Genomic DNA, 20440 nt, shown 5'->3' with positions numbered 1-20440 from the left:
TTTTATTTTGCCAATACCTGTACAGTAGCCACTTTCAAACCCTTACTCGATGCGTTGATTCGGATTGCACCCTGCGCTCCTCTTTTTGCTTTTACGATGACCAATGCCATTCCATTATACGCTTTACGCGAATGACTTTGGAACGAGGTAAAATCAATTGCATTTCCATTATCCGTGGATACAATTTCACCTGCACCTTCGACCGAAAAATCAATCAACGCCTCCGATTGAGGCACCAAGGTTCCCTTTTTATCAGTCACTTTTACCGACACAAAAACAAGTTCAGAGCGTCCGCCATCGATCGTCGCACGATCTGCTTCCATCTGAAGTTTTTCGGCCTTTCCTGCGGTTTGGATTTCTGCTTTGGACCATTCTTTGCCGTCTTTGTAAGCAATTACCTTAACCGTTCCCGGTTCGTAACGCACACTATCCCATTGCAATCGAAAATCCTGTCCCGGAACCTTCTTCTTACGTCCTTGACTTTTTCCATTGACAAAAAGTTCTGCTTCTGTACCGGAGGTATACACATGTACCGGTGTAATCTCCCCTTTTCTGCTTGTCCATGTCCAATGTGGTAGGATATGCGTCACTGGTAAGTCTGGTCGCCAATGGGATTGATAGAGGTAAAACCGATCTTTTGGAAAACCTGCAAGGTCTATAATACCGAAATAGCTGCTCCTTGAAGGTGGATTTTTCTTCTTCAATTCTTCCAATGCGGCTTCCAATTCAGCACGTTTCGCAGGATCCGTTCTAAAATTCAACAAATTGGTCTCCGCCGAATTATAAGGTGTCGGTTCGCCCAGATAATCAAAACCTGTCCAAACGTATTCTCCCAGCAAGTTTGGATACTGAGCCAATATCCGGAACTGTGCATCCGGTGAACAGCCCCATCCCGGAGCAGCACGATCGTAAGAGGTGACCTGCCAGCCATCGTAATCGGTTCCAAAAAAATATTCTCCGCGGGAGGAAACACAGGAAGAAGTTTCACTACCCAAAGTCGGCATATTCTGATAACGCGTATCTTTATCCCAACGCCCCTGTTGACTGAAGAAATAATTCACGCCCATGATATCCAAAGCGGTTGCAGCGCCCGATTCACGGCCGCCATCCGGGTCATTATAACCATTGGAAACTGGTCGTGTTGGATCTGCCCGACGAATAATATCGGCTAGATGCCTAGTCATGTTGACATCCTGTTGTTCAAGCACCTCATTACCAATGGACCATATAAATACCGACGGATGATTTCGGTCGCGGTGTACCATGGCCAGCAGATCGCGTTCATGCCACTCATCGTACAATTTATTATAATCTTTTGCGCGCTTACCTGTACGCCAAGCGTCAAAAGCTTCATCCCAAATTAAAATCCCCATTTTATCAGCCAACTCCAATAATTCTGGTGCTGGTGGGTTGTGCGAAGTGCGCAGGGAATTCATACCCATGGCCTGTAACATTTTGAGCTGACGCTCCAAGGCACTTTTATTAAAGGCAGCCCCTAATGATCCCAAATCATGATGGTTACACACCCCTTTTATATCTACACGACGGCCGTTTAGCTTGAAGCCTTCATTTGCTGTGAATGCGATAGTCCGTACACCAAAAGGACTGTAATACGTATCCCTTGTTTGGCCATCAACGATGACTTCGATCTTTTCTACATAACGATTTGGCGATAGAATATCCCATCGTTTCGGTTGATTGATACGCGTTTCAAGATTCAGTTTGCCACTTGCATTGGCATGAAGGTCTACAAATCCACTGGCGGTGGCCACCTGTTTTCCAGGTTTATCTTGTGCATCCAACTCGAAATAAGTCGCTTTGACCTCAGCATGTACTGGAAAAAAACGAAAGTTATCCAGTGTGACTTCATTCTTCACCGTTGCATATTGATCATTGACAACAGGTGTAGTAATAGCGGTTCCCCAATGTGCAACATGCACGGCCGAAGTACGTACCATCCATACGTGACGATAGATTCCAGCTCCGCTATACCACCTTGATTCCCAATTTTCGGTATCCAAACGTACTGCCAGAACATTCTCAGCATCTTTTTTTAGGTAAGGTGTCAAGTCCATACGAAAGGAACTATACCCATAAGGCCAAGTGCCCACATAGCGGCCATTTAACCAAATTTTAGCATTCGCCATCGCTCCATCAAAATCCAGATAAACACGCTCTGCAACTTGAAGGTTTTCGACTTTAAAATGTTTTCTGTACCAGCCTATTCCTTTATAAGGCAGCTTTCCGGATTCACTGGCCAACTCAATACGGAATGGCCCTTCGATAGCCCAATCATGCGGTAGATCCAAGCTACGCCAAGTATCATCATTACATTCGGTCTTATGCAAATCATTAGGTTCAGCCAATTGATTGCCATCAGCCTGCAAACCAAAGCGGGAAAACTTCCAGTCCCGATCAAAGAGCGCTACACGCGCATTTCCCATGCGTGTAATTTCCTGCTGTTGTCCAAATAAGGAGAAGGATAACATGGCGAGGAACATTCCGAAAATTACTTTCATTTATTCTTATTTATTCATTGATTATTTAACAGTAAGGTCCATACAAACCTTCTTCTATTTTGCCTTAATATGGTCGATACGCTGTTCCTTGCATTGTAATTTCGGTCTCGACACCTACAGATTTCCCCGGCTGACCACCACCAACATATATTTTGACTACGCCACCTTTTTGTATCAACTCGCCTTTTTCGCTCACCAAAGCCAGATCTTCTGGTGTCAAGGTGAAGGTTATTTTCTGCGACTGACCCTTTTTGAAAAATACGCGCTTAAAACCTTTTAAAGCACTATTAGGCACTTTATAGTTGCCTTCTTTTGGATGAACAACATATAATTGAACGACCTCATCACCGTCGCGCTGACCGTTATTTGTCACCTGTACAGTTACCTGAACGTCAGTACCCGTTTCGACGATTGTAGGGGTCTGCAATTGCTTATATTCAAAGTTCGTATAGCTTAGTCCATAACCAAATGGATAACGCACCTCCCCCCTAAAATAACGATAGGTGCGGTTTGCCATGGAGTAATCCTCAAAATCAGGCAAGTCTGCATCACTTTTATACGTTGTCAAAGGCATACGTCCTGCCGGATTATAGCGACCAAATAGCACATCCGTTATAGCATCGCCAGCCGCCTGTCCACCATACCATGCCTGCAATAGCGCATCTACATGCTGTGATTCCCAATCGAAGCTCATCACTGATCCCGACATATTGACCAATACAAGTGGTTTCCCTGTTTTTTTCAGTTCTTTTAAAAGTGCCGTCTGCACTTCAGGAGAAGCCATCGTCGATCGGTCTCCATTCACAAAGGCACCATACCCCGCTGCACCAGCGTCACCAGCTTCACCTTCGTAGTCTGCCGTTATACCGCCAACGAAAACAATAACATCTGCTACCGCAGCCTTTTTGACAATTTCTTCAAATGAAGGACCGCCATCAATTTTTTTCATGATTTCTGTTCCCGGAAGATAGTCTATAGCGATTTGCTTTCCATAACGCTTTTGTAAACTGCTCAGCGGTGTGACAATTTCCGAAGGCGTACCAAAATAATTTGCTAACTGCGCATGTCCATTATCGGCATTGGGGCCGATCAAAGCAATTCTTTTTATTTTATTGGGATCAAGGGGCAGCATGTTATGCTCATTTTTCAACAGTACCAAAGACTCCTGCGCCATTTTATAGGCATGTGCCTTATGCGATTTACTTTCAATAACTTCACGACCAATCTTTGCGTAAGGTACCAGTTCCTGTGGATCGAACATTCCCAATTGAAACCATATCTGCAAAAGTCGGGCTAGTGAAACATCAATTTCCTTTTCGGATAATGCCCCTTGTTTTACTCCCTGTTCCAACAATTGATAGAGATTACCACATTCGAGATCTGTTCCGGCCAAAACTGCAGCACTGACGGCCGCTGTATTATCCGGATGTGTGTTATGTCCGCTGGCAAAATCATTGATACCCCCACAATCCGAAGTTACATAGCCTTTAAAGCCCCATTGATGGCGTAAAATAGTATTGAGCAACACATTATTGCCGCAACAGGGCATTCCATCCAAGCGGTTGTAGGCACACATGATCCCATGTACCTTGGCCTTGGTCACCAATTGCCGAAATGCAGGGAGATAGGTATCCCAAAGGTCATAAGCTGAGACTTCTGCATTAAAAGAATGTCGATTATGCTCGGGTCCACTGTGCACAGCGTAATGCTTAGCTGCCGCAACTGCCTTCAAATACTGTGGATCATCACCTTCCAACCCGCGCACGATAGCTGTTCCGATCTGCCCTGTCAAATAAGGGTCTTCACCATACGTCTCCTGTCCTCTTCCCCAGCGTGGATCACGAAAAATATTGATATTGGGGGTCCAATAGGTCAGTCCACGATAGCGTTTACCTGTTTTTCCAGCTTTGAGATCTTCATTGAATAATGCGCGACCTTCTGTTGCCGTATAATCCCCCATCTGTTTGACCGCAGCCGTATTGAAAGTAGCCGCCATGCCTATAGCCTGCGGATACACAGTTACTTTTTCTTCTGTCCGTGCAACACCATGCAGCGCCTCATTCCACCAATCGTATGCAGGGATGCCCAATCGTGGAATGCCCTTAAACTCGTGCTTCATCATTTGCACTTTTTCCGATAGGCTCAGTCGCGCAATCAGATCCTGAATACGTTCCTCCCGACTTCTTTTTACATCAAGAAAAGCGTAACTTTTGCTTTGCGCCATTGTCACTTGCTTTCCCCCGGCAATAATTAACAAAAAAAGAACATTCAGTCTCAAAAAACAACGGTTAAATTTCATTTTATAGTTTTATTTTCTCAGGTATACCTTTCTAATTTCTCAAACAGCAACAGTTCACCACTGCTTACTGGACAGCAACTTGCAAGTAAATACGATCTCCTTTTTTCGTTGCTACACGCAGGCGATCGCCCTCAAAAGGCTGCATTATTTTTCCATTTTTGCGCCAGGAAATTTTATGTCCGGGCCAAGGATTGTCAAGAATCAAATTTCGTCCTTGTTCACTTAAGATCTCTACATAAGTAACAACCCCATTGTCGAGTTTTGATGACACGAGGAAGGCGCCGTCCACACGTAGGTTGCCAAATTGCCCATGCTGTTGTTTGGGCCATACAGGAAATAATTTTAGCACCTGCTGATGGACACCACACAACATCTGATTAATGGTTGTCGGTACAGTACTACAATTTTCTATACCATGCGGGTTGTTCCGTTGAAATCCATTGGGATAAGTATGTTGGCTATATCGATGCAAATGATATAGTATACTATCGGCACTGTAGCCTACACGAACCGCTGCAGGAAAAAAACTATTGGTGCCATTGTTATCTGTCCAACGTCCCATTTTTTCGATCGTGTTACGTGCAATAGTAATCCAACGCTGATCACTTTCCAGATCAATCTGCATGGCCGGGAAAATATGCTGTATGCCCAGTGTATTATCATTCCACCATGCGGGTCCCTTTTCGGTATAACGGAAGACTGATTGCCCCTCTTTTTCCTGAACCGGAAAAGTAGCGAGATTCGCCTTTACCTGTGTCCAATTCACCGCCAACTGACGGTCCACATCCAAATAGGCACTCAAATCGGCAGCCAGCTGCAATGTCTGCCTTACCAGTCCAAGACTTAGAATTGGATTACTATCCCCGACCGTCCCTTCGTGAATTGCATCGTTAAAAATCACATAACGACCATTTTCATCTTTCTTGACATAGTTGGTCCAAAACACAGCTGCACCACGCACATAAGGGTATATTTTCCGTGCATAATTGCGATCATAAGTCGTATAAAATGCTGTAGCCATATTGGTGACACCATAGGACACATTGCTTTTCTGACCAAAGAACAAACCTTTATGCTCCACCTGTCCACCTTGGATATATCCACCAAATACGCTTTCCATGATTGCATTTTGACGGGTTGTTTCCATCCCTTTCGGGCCTATTCCCACCGGATATAGCAATCCCTCTGAAATCCCTGTTATTTCTTTCGAATAGAACTTACCCCGTTCCATAAAGTCGAGTAAAGGTTGCTCATACGAACCTGCTGCAGCAAGATGATTGGAAGAATAAAGCCCATAGTAAGGTGCCATATAGTTATAATTCAAATGATAATCACCATTCCAATTGGGAATCTCCCGCGTAATCCATGTTCCAAAGATGGGTGGGGCAAATTGCGGATCGCGACTACAGGATCCCATCACATAGTGAGACAGGTAATATTGTTTTTCGATCACTTTATCAGGAATTTCAACATAAGACTCCGACCAAAAATCTGCCCACCACTTTTTATGTTCGCGTTCGAGCAGTTTTACATTTTTCAGATCTAAACCATCCACGGTCTTAAGCACCTTTTCCACACAATTCTTACTTTTGAAATTGGAAGATAAGGCACATACATAGGTTAGTGACTCGCCTGCATGTAAGTTGAAATCAGGTTGCTGCTGTGTGATTATTTTTCCAGCAGCAGCAGCCTTTGTCGGAATATCTACCAGCTCCTCAAAGCCTCTACTGATGAATATCGTTCCATTTCCTCTCGTCCCCTGCTGAGTGACAGCTGGGAACAGTGATTCCGCTGGTGGATTATTTTTAAATTGGTCTTCGGCTGGGAGAAGCAGATTAATCTGCCCGTTGATTTGTTGCTTTCCTTTGTTTTGAAATTGTAAAATCAAGCAGTCATCTTTCTCGGAAACAAATGATCTGATCTCCAGCAGCGTATCTCCTGCCTGAAAGGTTGAGGTTGCAATAGCTGTATAAAGATCCACATCAACCTGATAACTAGCTTTCTTTAACATTGGAATAGCCACTTCTACTTTACCTAATACGGCAGGATAAGACTCGTTAAATCCAGATTTTAACCGCCAAAAGTCATTTCTCGCCAGGTAATAGGTCTGCCTATCAGGTGTACCCGCAATTGCTACTCCTGTACTGCCATTACCCAATAAAGGGGCATCCACGGCTACTTGGGATGGTATCTGTGTTGCTAGTCGATCGAATTTGGCTACATATTGTGATACAATAGCTTTGCTCCTATCCAACATACCTGACGGTATCGGACTTCGTTGAGCCAGACTTTGCCCAAAGGAGCAAAAGCCAAGAAAACAGGTAAAAAAAACGAGCTTAAGATTTGGCGATTTCATGATCATGCTTTACTTAAAAGACGACTTAGGCTAACGAATCCCTAGTACTTATTTGCTTTCAACAATTTTACTGAGCCCCCACTGTTTATTCGGTTCGTGCCCCATAAACAATACCAAGGTTCCGCCTCGCATAATTTCATTGTGATCTATAAAACAGTTATTATAAGGGACGCCATTAAGTTCAGCTTTTTGGATGTAACGATTTTCAGGCGAGTTATTTTCTGTTTTGATTACAAACTGTGTCCTAGGATAATATTTGGGATCAAGTTTAAAGGTGATCGTATCAAACACAGGACTTGTAATCTCATAGCGTGTCTCGCCTGGGCAAATAGGATGTATTCCAGATGCTGCTAATACGTACCATGCTGACATTTGCCCAACATCTTCATTACCTATCAGACCATAAACTGAATTATGATACGCGCGTGAACAGATTTCACGCGTCCATTTTTGTGTGAGCCATGGCGCTCCTAAACGATTAAATAGAAATGGCAAATGGTGTACCGGTTCATTGGCATGGTTATAATAATTATTCCACATCATATCTTGCGGAGCGAGTTCAAAAAAACTATTGAGATCCGCGATGGTTTTTTGCTTACCACCCAAAAGGCCTGCAAGTCCATCCACATCATGAGGGACAAACCATCCCTGCTGATAAGGGTTGCTCTCAACACAGCCATAATTTTGGGTTAAGCGCCCCGTTTCTGGCCATTTACTCCATGTACCATCCTGTTCTTTCGGTCGAAACCAACCAACTGTCGGATCAAAGAGATTTCTATAGCTTTGCGCACGATGAGCATATAAATCCACATCAGCCGTTTTATTTAATCGTTTCGCTAATTGAGACATGCACCATTCTGTATAAGCATATTCCAATGTCGTCGAAATTTCTCCTGTAGTTCCTTTTTCTCCATTTCCAAATTTTTCAACCGTTTGTCGCACATATTTATAAGCCTTTTCTATATCAAAGTTGGATATCCCTTTCATATAGGCGTCCGTAATAACTGATACGGCAGGGTTTCCGATCATACAGCCACTATACGCGTTCAAAAATTCCCAACGTTCTAAATAATCCTGTTTACTTTCTTCGGCCAATGTCACCAAAGAATTGATCATATCATTTACGATAGTCGGATTAATAATCGTTTGCAAAGGAAACTGACTTCGAAAAACATCCCAGCCGCTAAATACTGTTCGCTTGGTAAAATCTTTCGTTTGGTGAATATGTCCGTCACCGCCAACGTATTTTCCATCTACATCCGAGAAATCTCGCGGATCGATCATCGAATGATACAAAGCCGTGTAAAAAACAGTTTTCTCGTCTTCTGTCCCACCGTGAACCTCGATTTTCCCTAATGCATCATCCCATCGTTTCTGCGTTTGCTCCAATACATTGTTAAAGTTCCAATCTTTGATTTCTGTTTCAAGGTTATTTTTGGCTCCCTCCATACTGACAAATGAAATTCCAGCTTTCATCAATACCTGCTCATTTGCTTGTGTAGGGAATTCGGTATAAAACCCCAAATGTTTACCTTCCATAATGCCGATATTTTTTGTGACGACAGATTTGAAAACCATCTCTTGATAACTGGCACTTGTAACATCTTCCAATTTCCGTTTTTGCCCCTCTGGAAGGGCACAACTCCATACCCCCGTATCGGTAAAAGGCTTACTAAATTGGGTATAAAAATAGACCGTATAATTTGCCTTTCCATCACCATTTCCCCAACCTCCACCTTCGGGCGTGCACTTCATCCATCCTTGGATGGTATGGTTGTCCACCACTTTCACATATTGTTCCGTAGATGTACCACCTACTCGCCGCGCTAAGTCGATCTGAATCCGCGACTTTTTATGTTTGGGAAAAGTAAACCGAAGCATACCGCTATGCGGTGTAGCGGTAATTTCAGCTTTTATATGATAATCTGAAAGCACCACGCCATAGTAACCGGCACCTGCTTTCTCATCTTTTTTGGAAAAACGAGAGCGGTAGCCTTTTTCCGGATGTTCGGCACTGCCTGCCGAAGTTTTCAGCTCTCCTGTGGTCGGCATGACTAAAAAATTACCTAGATCACCGTACCAGCCTATACCACTCATTTGTGTAAAGGCAAATCCTTCGATGGAGGTATGCTCGTAGTTATATCCAGAACCATTATCTCCACCGGTAATCGTGTTGGGGCTAATCTGTGTTAAGCCAAATGGAGTTGCTGCTCCTGGAAAAGTTTTACCGAATCCGTGTCCTCCCGTTTCGGCTTTTTCACCACTGGTAACCGCACCGATAAACGGATTGACATATTTAGATTGCGAGTAGCAGTTAAAATAGATAAAAAATAGAACAACACTAAATTGAATACGGGATATCATAAAAAATGGTTTAGATTACTTTGTCAAGTCTACGGAATCCGATAAGATACAGACAATTGGTTATGTTCGACCAAAAGTTTGCCAAAGACTATAAAACTGGAACAATATAATCAATATCACAATAATCTCATTCTTTTTGTCTTCCCAAATCAAATTTCCTTAAAATCTCAAATACCCGTTCTTTACGCAATAACCACATGCCTAACTTTTCTTCGGCAACACCATCCAAAAGTCGGTACGTAAAGACAATCCCCTCCTGTTCATCCAACTGAACCTCTAAATATTTCATCGCAATACCATCTTTATACAGTATGGGGCAAATTTCTGTAATATGTGAGGACAATAAGAATACACTGTTCTTATATCCTTTCAAACAGTTAACTAATTCCTGGGTTGCTTCACTAGCATCACTATGGTTTGTCCCCTTGAATAGCTCATCCATGAGAATAAACATTTGCTTACCGGATGCCAGTAACTCCGCCAAATGTTTAACCCGTAATACTTCGTTAAAAAAGTGACTTGCACCTGCATTTATATTATCACCTAAATTTATGGTCGCCGATATTCCATCAAAAAGCACTGTTTTCATCGCATCTGCTGGAACCGGAAAACCAAGATGTGCCAGATAAACACAGCTTCCAATTGTCTTCAACAAGGTAGATTTTCCTGTCATATTTGCTCCAGTCAAATACCAAAGGTTATTTTCTTTATTGATTTCGACATCATTTTTAATGGCATCTTCGATAAATAAATTATAAGCTCCACGTATGGTGATCATATCCTCTCCCCCTGTCTTTTCCTCAATCTGAGGAAATACAAGATTCTTTCCTTTGATACTTTTTGCTACACTGAACAAGGCATCCAAATGATACAAAACATCGAAAATCTCACGTATTGCATTTCGTTTTATATTTCTAAAAAGATAATCGTATTTGATCATCAGCTCTTTAGAAAATTTGTTATTCAGCAACTGTATAAATTCATCCCGATCGATATCTTCCAAAACATAATCTATGTGTTTACTATACTCTTTGAGAATAGCTAAAGTATGACCTTCTGATTTTACATATTCTAATAAAATAGCAAGACCATCCGTAATCTTTGCTATTTCGTGAATAGATCGCTTTACAAGTATCTCGCGTTTTTTAAAATCCAAAGAAAAAAAATTCGTTGACACCATTTCCAAGTAATAAGTAGTCCGAGAAGGTGAATAGGGTTCCTGTGGCAGAGACAAATATTGCTCAAGATCCTGCATCATATACTTATCCAATAGATCCGAAATCTCAACTTTTTGCATAAAAAGAATTAAATGCTGTCTGCTTTCTATTTCCAATTTAGAGGAAAGAGGTTTAAGAAAATAACTATACAACATATCCCGCCCACCTACCGTAACTGTACAATCGAAAAAATCAATCATATCCTTATACCTGTTGTTGGTAACATTTAAATCTGCTAAAGTCTGTTTGTCAACAATAGACATAATTTATTTCCTGTGGCTCTTTCCCTAAACTTACTCAAAGTCATTATAATTAGCAACACTGTAGCAGAATCGTTATACAGCGAAATAAATTTCCATAATCATGAGATTACTAGCGATTATTCTAGAATATTAAAACTGAAATATTTAACCAATGAGCCAATCAGGCAAGATATAGGTTCTTAAGCATTTAAATTTAGTTAAACATATCCAAGGAACAACGGAAGGGTAAAAAACAAAAAAAACACCCGAAAGCATGGGGTACTCCGGGTGTTTTAGCCATATTATTAACCTATTTTATGAAAAGTGCCCTTGAATGGGCAACACTAAAATAGAAAATAACTTTGTATAAACAAAATAAAATCAAAAAAAAATCATTTTTTCTAAATCACTAAACCGGTTAAACATGGAAATTTAGCAGCGCGGCTAAAGTATTTCAAGGTCCTTTTTTGTTTGGGCAAAAGTTAAAATCTAATTGATATTATCTTAATATATTACAGGGAGATTACAGGGAGTTAACAGGGGGGTAGCAGGGGTATATCCCTATTACCCCCCTGTTATACCCCTGTAAAAGTAGTGTTATTCCCTTCTTAATTTTGAATCTGAGGGGAACTTGATGCAGGCCTTCGCTATCATTGTGAGATTTTGTTTAATTTTAAATCGATCAAGTAACTGTTAGCTATGACCGAACGTGAAATTCTGAGACAACATATCGACAAGACCGTCCAGTTAAACGACGAACAATTCGACTACTTCTTTTCTTTTTTTAAACCGATCTCCTTTAAAAAGAAACAAATGATTATCCGTCAAGGAGACCTTGTGGAACAAGAGTATTTTGTGCTAAATGGCTGTCTAAAGACCTATTTCACCAATGATGAACAAAAGATGCATATCTTACAGTTCGCCACAAAAACCTGGTGGGCTTCCGATTATAATGCATTGCATAATCAAGGCCCGGCTACGGTCAATTTAGATTGTGTCAGCGATGCAGACACTCTTTGCTTATCGAACGAGGACCGTGAAAAAGTATGTAAGGAAATTCACGAAGTTGAAACCTTTTTTAGATGGCGTTCCAATAAAGGATATATTGGGCTACAAAAAAGAATAATGTCACTGCTGAACAACGATGCCCGAAGCCGCTACGAGGAACTCATGCAGCAATATCCAGAACTCTATAATCTCGTTCCCAAACATTTGATTGCAGCATATCTGGGTGTTTCCCGCGAAACACTGAGCAGGCTATACCAAGCAAAATAATGTGATCTATATCACAAAAGCAAAACCATTCGCTAAATTGTGATGTATATCACATAGGGCTCTGGCAATTTATCCCCTACTTTGTACTATCGTTTTAAACATATAATTTTTTAACAGACTTGGTTATTTAATATGAAAAAAGACAAATTAAAAGTATTGGTTGTATTGACATCACATGACCAATTGGGAGATACAGGAGAAAAAACAGGTTTTTGGATAGAAGAATTTGCTGCACCTTACTACGTTCTGCAAGATTCAGGAATCGATGTGACAATTGCATCGCCTAAAGGTGGTCAGCCACCGATAGACCCTAAAAGTGCACTCCCGGATTTTCAAACCGAAGCAACCAAACGTTTTGATGCCGATAAGGAGCTTCAAGTAAAATTGGCAAATAGCATTCCTTTGCATCATATCAATGAGCAGGATTATGATGCTGTTTTCTATCCTGGGGGCCATGGACCTTTGTGGGATTTAACCAACGATAAGACATCCATTGCATTGATCGAATCATTTTGGGCCCACAACAAACCTGTCGCTGCCGTATGCCATGCCCCAGCTGTATTTCGCTATGTCAAGGATAGTAATGGTCAGCCACTAGTCAAAGGCAAAAAAGTTACCGGATTTTCAAATAGCGAGGAAGAAGCGGTTCAACTAACGGATGTTGTTCCCTTTTTAGTGGAAGATGAACTCGTAAAATTGGGTGGTCAGTACAGCAAAGGGGAAGATTGGCATAGTTATGTAGTCAAAGATGGTCATCTCATTACCGGGCAAAACCCTGGGTCTTCGGAAGAAACTGCTAAAGCTTTGTTTACTCTATTGAGCAAGATATAATAAACAATTAGCTAAAAATCAACAAGGTTATTTCCTTTCAAGGAAATAACCTTGTTGATTTTTATATAGGTAGCAGCAAAGTACAAACTGGCTTTGGCCGATTTATATTTTTTGTGAGCAATATATAAAACCGTAATTTTTCCAATAGTGGAATGGACATCCTATAAGATTTTGGCATAAAAAAAGCACCGGAGTTTTCCGGTGCTTTTTTAGTTCAGAAGTTCAATAAAGACAAGTGTGTTAATTATTTTATGCTATAGGTTACGTTTGCCATTGTCAACCAAGGCGAGGTAAATCGTATATTAATTGTATCGCCCGATTTGCCCAAAGCCTGAACATACACGATCATTTTTCCATGATAAACGCGCTGTTTATTATCGGTATAGTCGCCCATATCTGCATTGTTCCCCGCTTCCATACCCAGTAATCGCGCATGTCCAGCAATATCACAGGTGATTTCATCTTCCGAAAGGACCACAGGAAGTCCCTTGTTATCCACCACTTGCAAGGCAACCTGCAAAATGCCACCGCCTTCAATCGCTTTCCCTCCTATCACCGTCGCCTGAATCGCCGCCGGACGTTCACTGGATTCGATAGTGTGCCGAACTACTTCTTTTTTATTCGTGTCCAGACCAACAACCTCTAGTTTACCAGCTGCATAGGGAATATCCCAAAAGATGATACCTGTCTTCTCATCGTAATTTTTCTCTTCGCCAACAACCTTACCATTGAGCTCCAATCGCGCCTGAGGGCTATTGGTGTAACAGACCACCCTGATTTGCTGTCCCTCCTGATAGTTCCAAATTGGCCAGGCATCCATGGAGGGCGCTTCATTTTTCCGTTGTCCTTGCTCGGATTCCAACGCAGACCAAACATCGGTAGTCGTTGCTGCGCCCTTCAATGGATAGGTTCCCAAATAAGCCATTGGTTTATCGGACCACAGCGATTGGCGGTAATAACCCCTCGGTTTAATAAAACCTGCGAAATCCAGCAGTCCCGAATAAAATCCACGTGAAGGCCAACGCCCCGACTCTCCGAGATAGTCAATACCCGTCCACAAGAACTGGCCAAATATATGCTTGTTGTCACGTACGGCAAGCCATGCCGGAAGATCGTGCCGATTCTCACTTCCGAAAATCACGCGTGCTGGATAGCGCTGATGATCCAGTTGATAACGACTTTCGGTATAATTGTACCCTGCAATGTCGAGTGCCCCCGGATAGGCCGTTTCGTTGGACATAGCCACACCTGCAAGCCCTGCTGTAACAGCTCTGCTTTTATCATATTTTTTCACAACCGCAACCAAGCGTTTCGCTATATCACCCAATCGCATCGCATCTGGTGCATCCTTTTTGTATCCGCCATACGAAGCCTGTGTAAAACCACCCTCCTTCTTCTCGCCGTTAAGGACAGGATGTGAATAAGGGTCATTTGGATAATCCACTTCATTCCCTATACTCCAGGCGAAAATCGAGAGGTGATTGCGATCCCGTTTGACCATATCTGCAAGATCTTGCTCTCCCCAGCTTTCAAAAAAGTCATACGATCCCTCAAAACCGGGCGTTCCGACATTCCAGCCCTGCAGCCATTTCCGTTTTGGAAATTCCCATTCATCAAATGCCTCATCCATAACCAACAGCCCCAACTCGTCACATAAGGTGTAAAGCGAGGATGCTTGCGGATTATGACTGGTTCGAATGGCATTGACACCCAAAGATTTTAATGTCTGCAGCCGCCGACGCCATACCTCGGTATACATTTCAGCACCCAGCACACCGGCATCGTGATGTAGGCACACGCCTTTGACTTTCATCCATTCGCCGTTTAAAGCAAAACCCTTGTTTGGATCAAATGTAAAAGTTCGGAAGCCCGTTTTGATTGCCGACTGATCAATTTGCTTTCCATTTTGCAATACGCTTGTCCGCAAGGTATATTGATTGGGTTGATCCAAGCTCCACAATTTAGGGTTTGCAACCGTCAATTGCTGCTGTATCGTCGCTTTAGCAGCAGCATCAACCTTCACTTTCTCCGATTTATTAGCGACAACTTTCCCTGCGGCGTCAATCAACTCCTGCACAACGGTAACCGCACTGCCGTTGGACGTACTATTGACAACGGTCACTTCGGTATTTAACATTCCTTTCCCTTGCTTTAGCTCGGGATAGGCATATACTCCCCATTGATCGATATGCAAGGGATTGGCCTTTACAAGCCAAACGTCACGATAAATGCCCGATCCCGTGTACCATCTTGAATCGGCACTTTTACTGTGGTCGACCTTAACAGCGATGGTATTTTCTTTTCCAAACTCAATATATGACGTGATATCATAAGAAAAGGATATATAGCCGTTGGGGCGTTTTCCAACAGATTTGCCATTGACAAACACCTCGCTTCGGTTGTATACGCCCTCAAAATAGATAAATATTTTTTTGCCCTGATCTTCCATAGGTATCAGGAGCTGTTTTTGATACCAGCCAATACCACCCGGTAAATAGCCTGTCGCGCTGGCTAAACTTGGACTGAGCGGGTATTTTACGCCCCAATCATGGGGCAAACGGACCTGCTGCCAGGCTCCACGCTTCGTTTCTGCGCTGACCTGCCCCTCGATATCACCCAAATGGAAACGCCAGTCTGAATTGATCGCTTCGGCTTCACCAAATCCAGCCTGTGCGTATAGGCCACTGATGCCCATACCAATAGAAACAGCTAAGACGGATAGTTTTTTTATGAGATTCTTCATTTTACTTTTTGCATTTGGTTCAAGTGATTAAAGCGTTGGAACAACAGGCAACACATGGCCCTGATCATCAAAATACAAACGATCCATGCATACCTCCCGGTTAAATCCTGCTGCGTCGCCCATATCAATACCTTTGGGATAATTGAATCGATGGTAAACAATATACCATTCGTCTTTACCGGGAATCTGCAAAATCGAATTATGCCCAGTGCCATAGATCCCTTTCGCAGGATCTTTTTGTAAGACTAAATTATTAGCCGGAACTGTGATCGGTCCATCTGGGGAAGTTGCAGTTCCATAGCGTACCCGATAATTTTCACTCCGGGTATCATCTTCTGACCAAAAGAAATAATAGCGTCCTTTACGGTAGACAACATAGGCACCTTCGCGGAATGTCTTATCCGGAGTGAGTACCTTTACTGTATTTTTTTTGATGGAAACCATATCTTTGTTGAGTTCAGCAACAGCCAGATAGCCATTTCCCCAATACAGATAGCTTTTTCCCGATTTCGGATCGTTAAACACCGCCGGATCAATCTCCTGCCCGCCATTGACACCCTCAGGCTTAAAATCGATCAGCGGTTTTCCCGCGTCCTTAAAAGGCCCGGTAGGTAAATCAGCCACCGCAACACCGATCTTTTGCGCTGCTGTAAAATAATAATAGTACTTATAATCGTTCTTGACTTTCTTTTCCGTTATTGTAGGTGCCCATGCATTGCGAGGTCCCCAGGCAACATCTTTTTTCAGGTCCAAAATCCCCCTTCATCTTTCCACTGATTGAGATCGGAAGACGAAAAGGTCTTGAAATAATAGCCCCCCCAGCCATCAAAACCATCACTCGTTGGATAGATATAGTATTTTTTTGTTTTATTGGAATAGAGTACATCTGGATCGGCATAAAAGCCATCCAAAACGGGATTCTTTCTGAATGCGAATTCTATATCTTTGGGTTTCCCCCATTTGGAGGTCAAGTCCAAAAGTTCTTGTCTTGAAATAGGAATAATGGTCCCATGACGTGGATGGAAATCCATGTCAATTTGATGGTCGATTACTTTAAAACGATCAAGGTCTTCGGAGGTGCAGAATTGGTATTTCCCTTTACCATAGACATCATACATAAGGATATATTTATCGGACTGATTGAGTTTAAAGACACTGGATCCTTCCACAGCATCATTGGTTTGCTGTTTATAACCCGGCTGTTCAATCCATTTTCCCGAAGTCAGAGAATCGGTTATCGCCAGCTTAATGCCATTTCCATGTCCTTCAGTTTTGTAAAAAAGGTAGAACAAGCCATTCTTTGCAATAATATCGCCATCGATACAGGATTTACCATTTTTTGGAAGAAACAGCACTTTAGGTTCGCTTTCAAAATCTGTAAACTCCTTATTAGCATAGGCATAGTAGATGATATCCGGACCATTTCCGTGCTGCATGGACCAGTACACCATGTATTTACCGACCGAAGGGTCATATATAGTTTGTGGTGCCCATACTCTTTTCAACGCTTCCTGACCTTTGAAACGCTGCTGGATATCGATTGCCTGATGAGACCAATGCACAAGGTCTTCGGATTTTAGCAGGATCAAACCCCGATTGGAATCCCAGCCTTTGGAGGAGGTCATGTCGGTGAGCACCATATAAAATGTTTTCCCATCTTCGCCACGGAGGATATGGGGATCCCGTACACCACCAGTCTTGCTGATCGCCTTCGAATCCAGGATAGGCTGGTTTTCATTTAAGGCTCTGTAGGTATAGCCATCTGTGCTGATCGCAAAACAAACCGCTTCATCTGCGACAGCATTACCTTTGAAATAGGCAAATAAATAACCTGCAAAATCTTTGTCCGTAGGTCCGTTGCGATAAGCCTGAGCAAAAACACCGCATGTAGCATGTATTAAAAATAAGGTAACTAAGATTGAAATTTTGTTTTTTTTCATGAAGGTTTAGTAGAATAAATAAGCATTAGACCATTTTTTTTTGCATCTTTAAAAAGCCACGGAATATGATCCCGTGGCTTCGTAATCCGGCAATTTTACTTGCCATCAGCACCTATTTTAAAGCTATTTTTTGAACTGCCGTATAGTAGTACTCTCCGGATACCGTAGCTTTCACCCCTATTCGGGCAAACACATAATCGAGGTTTTTCAGGTTGTCCGGCAATTCACCAACGATACTTGTCGGTTGACCAAAAGCAACATTAGCCAAATTGGCATCCACACGTAGCTCGCGTTGTACCTGATCTGTTAAAACAGATTTACCGAGGTAAAGTCGCACAAACTCCAAATTTGCCATACCTACTATTCTATTAACCGTAAAGTTAGCAGTAATACTGTTATTATTTTTTTGAAAAGACTCGTTTGTCACCGTGAAATAGGGTGTTACAGGCACATCAATTGTCGTATTGCCCTTTACTTGCACCAAAACCGTATCGGTTGCCTGTTGTAGCCATGGTGAATCTCCTTTCCGCACCAATTTGTATTCGCCATCAAAAAGACTAACAGAAAAAGAGCCGTCCTGATCAAAATATACGGGTATTGCTGAGCGAAGCGGATACCCATCCTGCCATAATTCCAATTGAGGCCCATTATTCCGAACGCCAATCGCCTTTCCTTCATAAACAACGCGTCCCGAAAGCGTTGATTTTGGGGCTTCAAAATTATCATATTTACAACCTACAACGAGTAAGCTTGCAAAAGCTACCAATAAGCTTAAAAATTTTATTTTCATCGTACAACTAGATTAATGGAATGGATTTCTAACTATTTTAGGATTTTTATTAATGACATCCTGACTAATGGACGCATAATAATTGGCCATACGGAAAAAGCGTGCCTTTCTGAAACGCGCAGGTCTTACCCGTTCATAGATATACTTACCGTCATCGGCATGCCCTGGACGCACGACACGATAAGCATATAGTCCATATACAACAGCGTTGGGATCATTTTCCGATCCGTCCCACACCAAATGTGCAATACGCCATCTTTTAAGATCATAGTAACGATGATCTTCGAAAGCAAGTTCGACACGACGTTCGTTCCGGATAATATCCATCGTTAGGTTACTAACGCTATTGGCCGGAAATCCTGCTCTTTCGCGTAATTTATTGACGTAAGTTCTTGCGTCCACGGTCTGTCCCAGCTCAAATGCAGCTTCTGACGCGTTGAGATAAATTTCACCAAGACGAAACCACGGCCACCAGTTAGCAGCTGATGTACCGCGAGTACTGGCTGCCGGCGCATCACTGACAAATTTACGGATATAGAAGCCGGTGTTGCTGACGTCCTGTGCGTCATAAAGCGGTCCATCAAAGCCGGTCCACAAACCACCACTCGCATAATTCTGTCCCAGTTGTGGCGCTGCTGTAAACTGGTAAGCTCCATTCGTCCCCCAAGTTGCCACTCCAGCTTGAATACTCACAGCACGTCCCCGAAAGGAAGTTCCCGGATAAATCACAGTCCCAAACAAACGAGCATCTTTATTCGCAAAAATATCGTTGATATTTTGGTAGGCTACGTAATTTCCTGCGCCGTTTTTATCATGTAGTGTGCCTTTGCTACCGTCTAGATAATCAAAACTTTCTACAAGACTCAATGAAGGAGAAATCGTCGATGATGACTCATTGTCTTCGGTCAGACTTCTGACGATATTGTCATAAGCAAAGCGGTGAACTTTTAAACTCGTTACAAAATCCTTGGCAAAGATGACTTCAGCACCAGTTTTCTTATTGAGCATATCATAAAAATTGGCACCCTTATCGGCATTCTCATTATAAAGTGCATAGGGGCCATTCATAATTTCCTTGGAAGCAGCTAGCGACTTGGTATAATACCCCGTCGCCATATTGGCGGGAATCCCCACTTCTCCTCCGGCAGTCGTTATCGGTGAGGCCATTAGATTATTATATTTCGCGATGGACGCCGCATAAAGCATTGCCCGACTTTCCAAAGCTAATGCTGTATACTTGTTGGCTCTAGTCTTACTGGCATTATAGACGGTAAGATCTTCCTTGATCTCTTCCAATTCTTTGTAAATAAAATCGTAGACTTCATACTCCTTGGCACGTGCCACCTGCAATGGTGTTGGATCACCGCTAAAGTCATAGATGAGCTGGGTTGTAACGATCGGAACCCCACCCATGCGTTTGACGAGCTCAAAATAAACGAAAGCGCGGATGAAGCGTATTTCGGCTTTGTACTGCTTGCGTTGTGCATCAGACAATTGTGTACTGAACTGATCGATATTTTCGAGGGAAAGATTCAGATCCCGAATCAATCCATAATCCCAATAGCGACCGTAATCGTCACCAAACTGATAATCATTACGCCAGTTTTGATCGCGATGTCCCGACCACATGGCATCATCCAATTCAGTCATTCCTCCTGTATTGAAAACACCATGTAGCGTTGGCATTCTATCGTAATAATTGGCGACGAGTGAAGTCAACAGTTTTGGGTCATTCCAAAGCTGTGCATCGGTAATCAATGATTTTGAATCCCGGTCAAACCAATCGTCGTGATTGCAGCTGCTCAACGAGGACAAGGTCAATAAAGCAACTCCTATATATGTAAGTTTAAATCGTAGTTTCATG

Annotated in this window: 12 protein-coding genes; 2 read left to right on the top strand and 10 right to left on the bottom strand. The window is 42.5% G+C overall.

The features are described from left to right. Nucleotides 1-2: 2 nt before the first annotated feature. The 5 genes from galB to A9970_RS23440 all read right to left on the bottom strand — a co-directional run bounded on the left by galB (nucleotide 3) and on the right by A9970_RS23440 (nucleotide 11018). Nucleotides 3-2519 (bottom strand): beta-galactosidase GalB, encoded by a 2517-nt coding sequence (gene galB, locus A9970_RS23460; RefSeq protein WP_182983944.1) that lies wholly within the window; start codon nucleotides 2517-2519, stop codon nucleotides 3-5. Nucleotides 2520-2583: 64 nt separating this feature from the next. Then, complete coding sequence (locus A9970_RS23455; RefSeq protein ID WP_182984319.1) at nucleotides 2584-4743, bottom strand: glycoside hydrolase family 3 C-terminal domain-containing protein; 2160 nt, start codon at nucleotides 4741-4743, stop codon at nucleotides 2584-2586. A 139-nt stretch (nucleotides 4744-4882) separates the two neighbouring features. Continuing rightward, nucleotides 4883-7174: a glycosyl hydrolase family 95 catalytic domain-containing protein gene (locus A9970_RS23450; RefSeq protein WP_182983943.1), complete on the bottom strand. Its 2292-nt coding sequence runs from the start codon at nucleotides 7172-7174 to the stop codon at nucleotides 4883-4885. Between the two features lie 48 nt (nucleotides 7175-7222). Further along, a complete protein-coding gene (locus tag A9970_RS23445) occupies nucleotides 7223-9538 on the bottom strand; it encodes a GH92 family glycosyl hydrolase (protein ID WP_182983942.1) in 2316 nt (771 codons plus the stop codon). A gap of 127 nt (nucleotides 9539-9665) precedes the next feature. Further along, on the bottom strand, nucleotides 9666-11018 hold the full coding sequence (locus tag A9970_RS23440; protein ID WP_145327884.1) for a MutS-related protein: 1353 nt from the start codon (nucleotides 11016-11018) through the stop codon (nucleotides 9666-9668). 678 nt (nucleotides 11019-11696) lie between these two features. On the opposite strand from A9970_RS23440, the gene A9970_RS23435 reads away from it, so the two are divergent. Further along, on the top strand, nucleotides 11697-12272 hold the full coding sequence (locus tag A9970_RS23435; RefSeq protein WP_088162307.1) for a Crp/Fnr family transcriptional regulator: 576 nt from the start codon (nucleotides 11697-11699) through the stop codon (nucleotides 12270-12272). A 132-nt stretch (nucleotides 12273-12404) separates the two neighbouring features. Then, complete coding sequence (locus tag A9970_RS23430) at nucleotides 12405-13103, top strand: type 1 glutamine amidotransferase domain-containing protein (RefSeq protein ID WP_145327885.1); 699 nt, start codon at nucleotides 12405-12407, stop codon at nucleotides 13101-13103. A gap of 244 nt (nucleotides 13104-13347) precedes the next feature. Here the strand turns inward: A9970_RS23430 and A9970_RS23425 are convergent, their stop codons facing one another. The 5 genes from A9970_RS23425 to A9970_RS23410 all read right to left on the bottom strand — a co-directional run bounded on the left by A9970_RS23425 (nucleotide 13348) and on the right by A9970_RS23410 (nucleotide 20439). Further along, nucleotides 13348-15846 carry a sugar-binding domain-containing protein gene (locus A9970_RS23425; protein WP_208734201.1) on the bottom strand — a complete coding sequence of 833 codons (2499 nt, stop codon included), beginning with the start codon at nucleotides 15844-15846 and terminating at the stop codon, nucleotides 13348-13350. 27 nt (nucleotides 15847-15873) lie between these two features. Continuing rightward, the gene (locus tag A9970_RS28785; protein ID WP_259655462.1) at nucleotides 15874-16599 is read right to left on the bottom strand and encodes a family 43 glycosylhydrolase; all 726 of its coding nucleotides are present in this window, start codon (nucleotides 16597-16599) and stop codon (nucleotides 15874-15876) included. Then, the gene (locus tag A9970_RS28780) at nucleotides 16590-17786 is read right to left on the bottom strand and encodes a glycoside hydrolase family 43 protein (protein WP_259655461.1); all 1197 of its coding nucleotides are present in this window, start codon (nucleotides 17784-17786) and stop codon (nucleotides 16590-16592) included. The genes A9970_RS28785 and A9970_RS28780 overlap by 10 nt, the downstream gene beginning before the upstream one ends. A gap of 112 nt (nucleotides 17787-17898) precedes the next feature. After that, entirely contained in the window at nucleotides 17899-18576 is a 678-nt protein-coding gene (locus tag A9970_RS23415) for a DUF3823 domain-containing protein (protein ID WP_145327887.1), read from the bottom strand. A gap of 12 nt (nucleotides 18577-18588) precedes the next feature. Next, nucleotides 18589-20439, bottom strand: a complete 1851-nt coding sequence (locus A9970_RS23410) for a RagB/SusD family nutrient uptake outer membrane protein (RefSeq protein WP_145327888.1) — start codon at nucleotides 20437-20439, stop codon at nucleotides 18589-18591. Nucleotide 20440 lies beyond the last annotated feature (1 nt).

Source organism: Sphingobacterium sp. UME9, from assembly GCF_014170215.1.
Lineage (GTDB): Bacteria > Bacteroidota > Bacteroidia > Sphingobacteriales > Sphingobacteriaceae > Sphingobacterium > Sphingobacterium paramultivorum.
The sequence above is the reverse complement of the archived record's forward strand: the minus strand, read 5'-3'. Positions and strand labels throughout refer to the sequence as shown.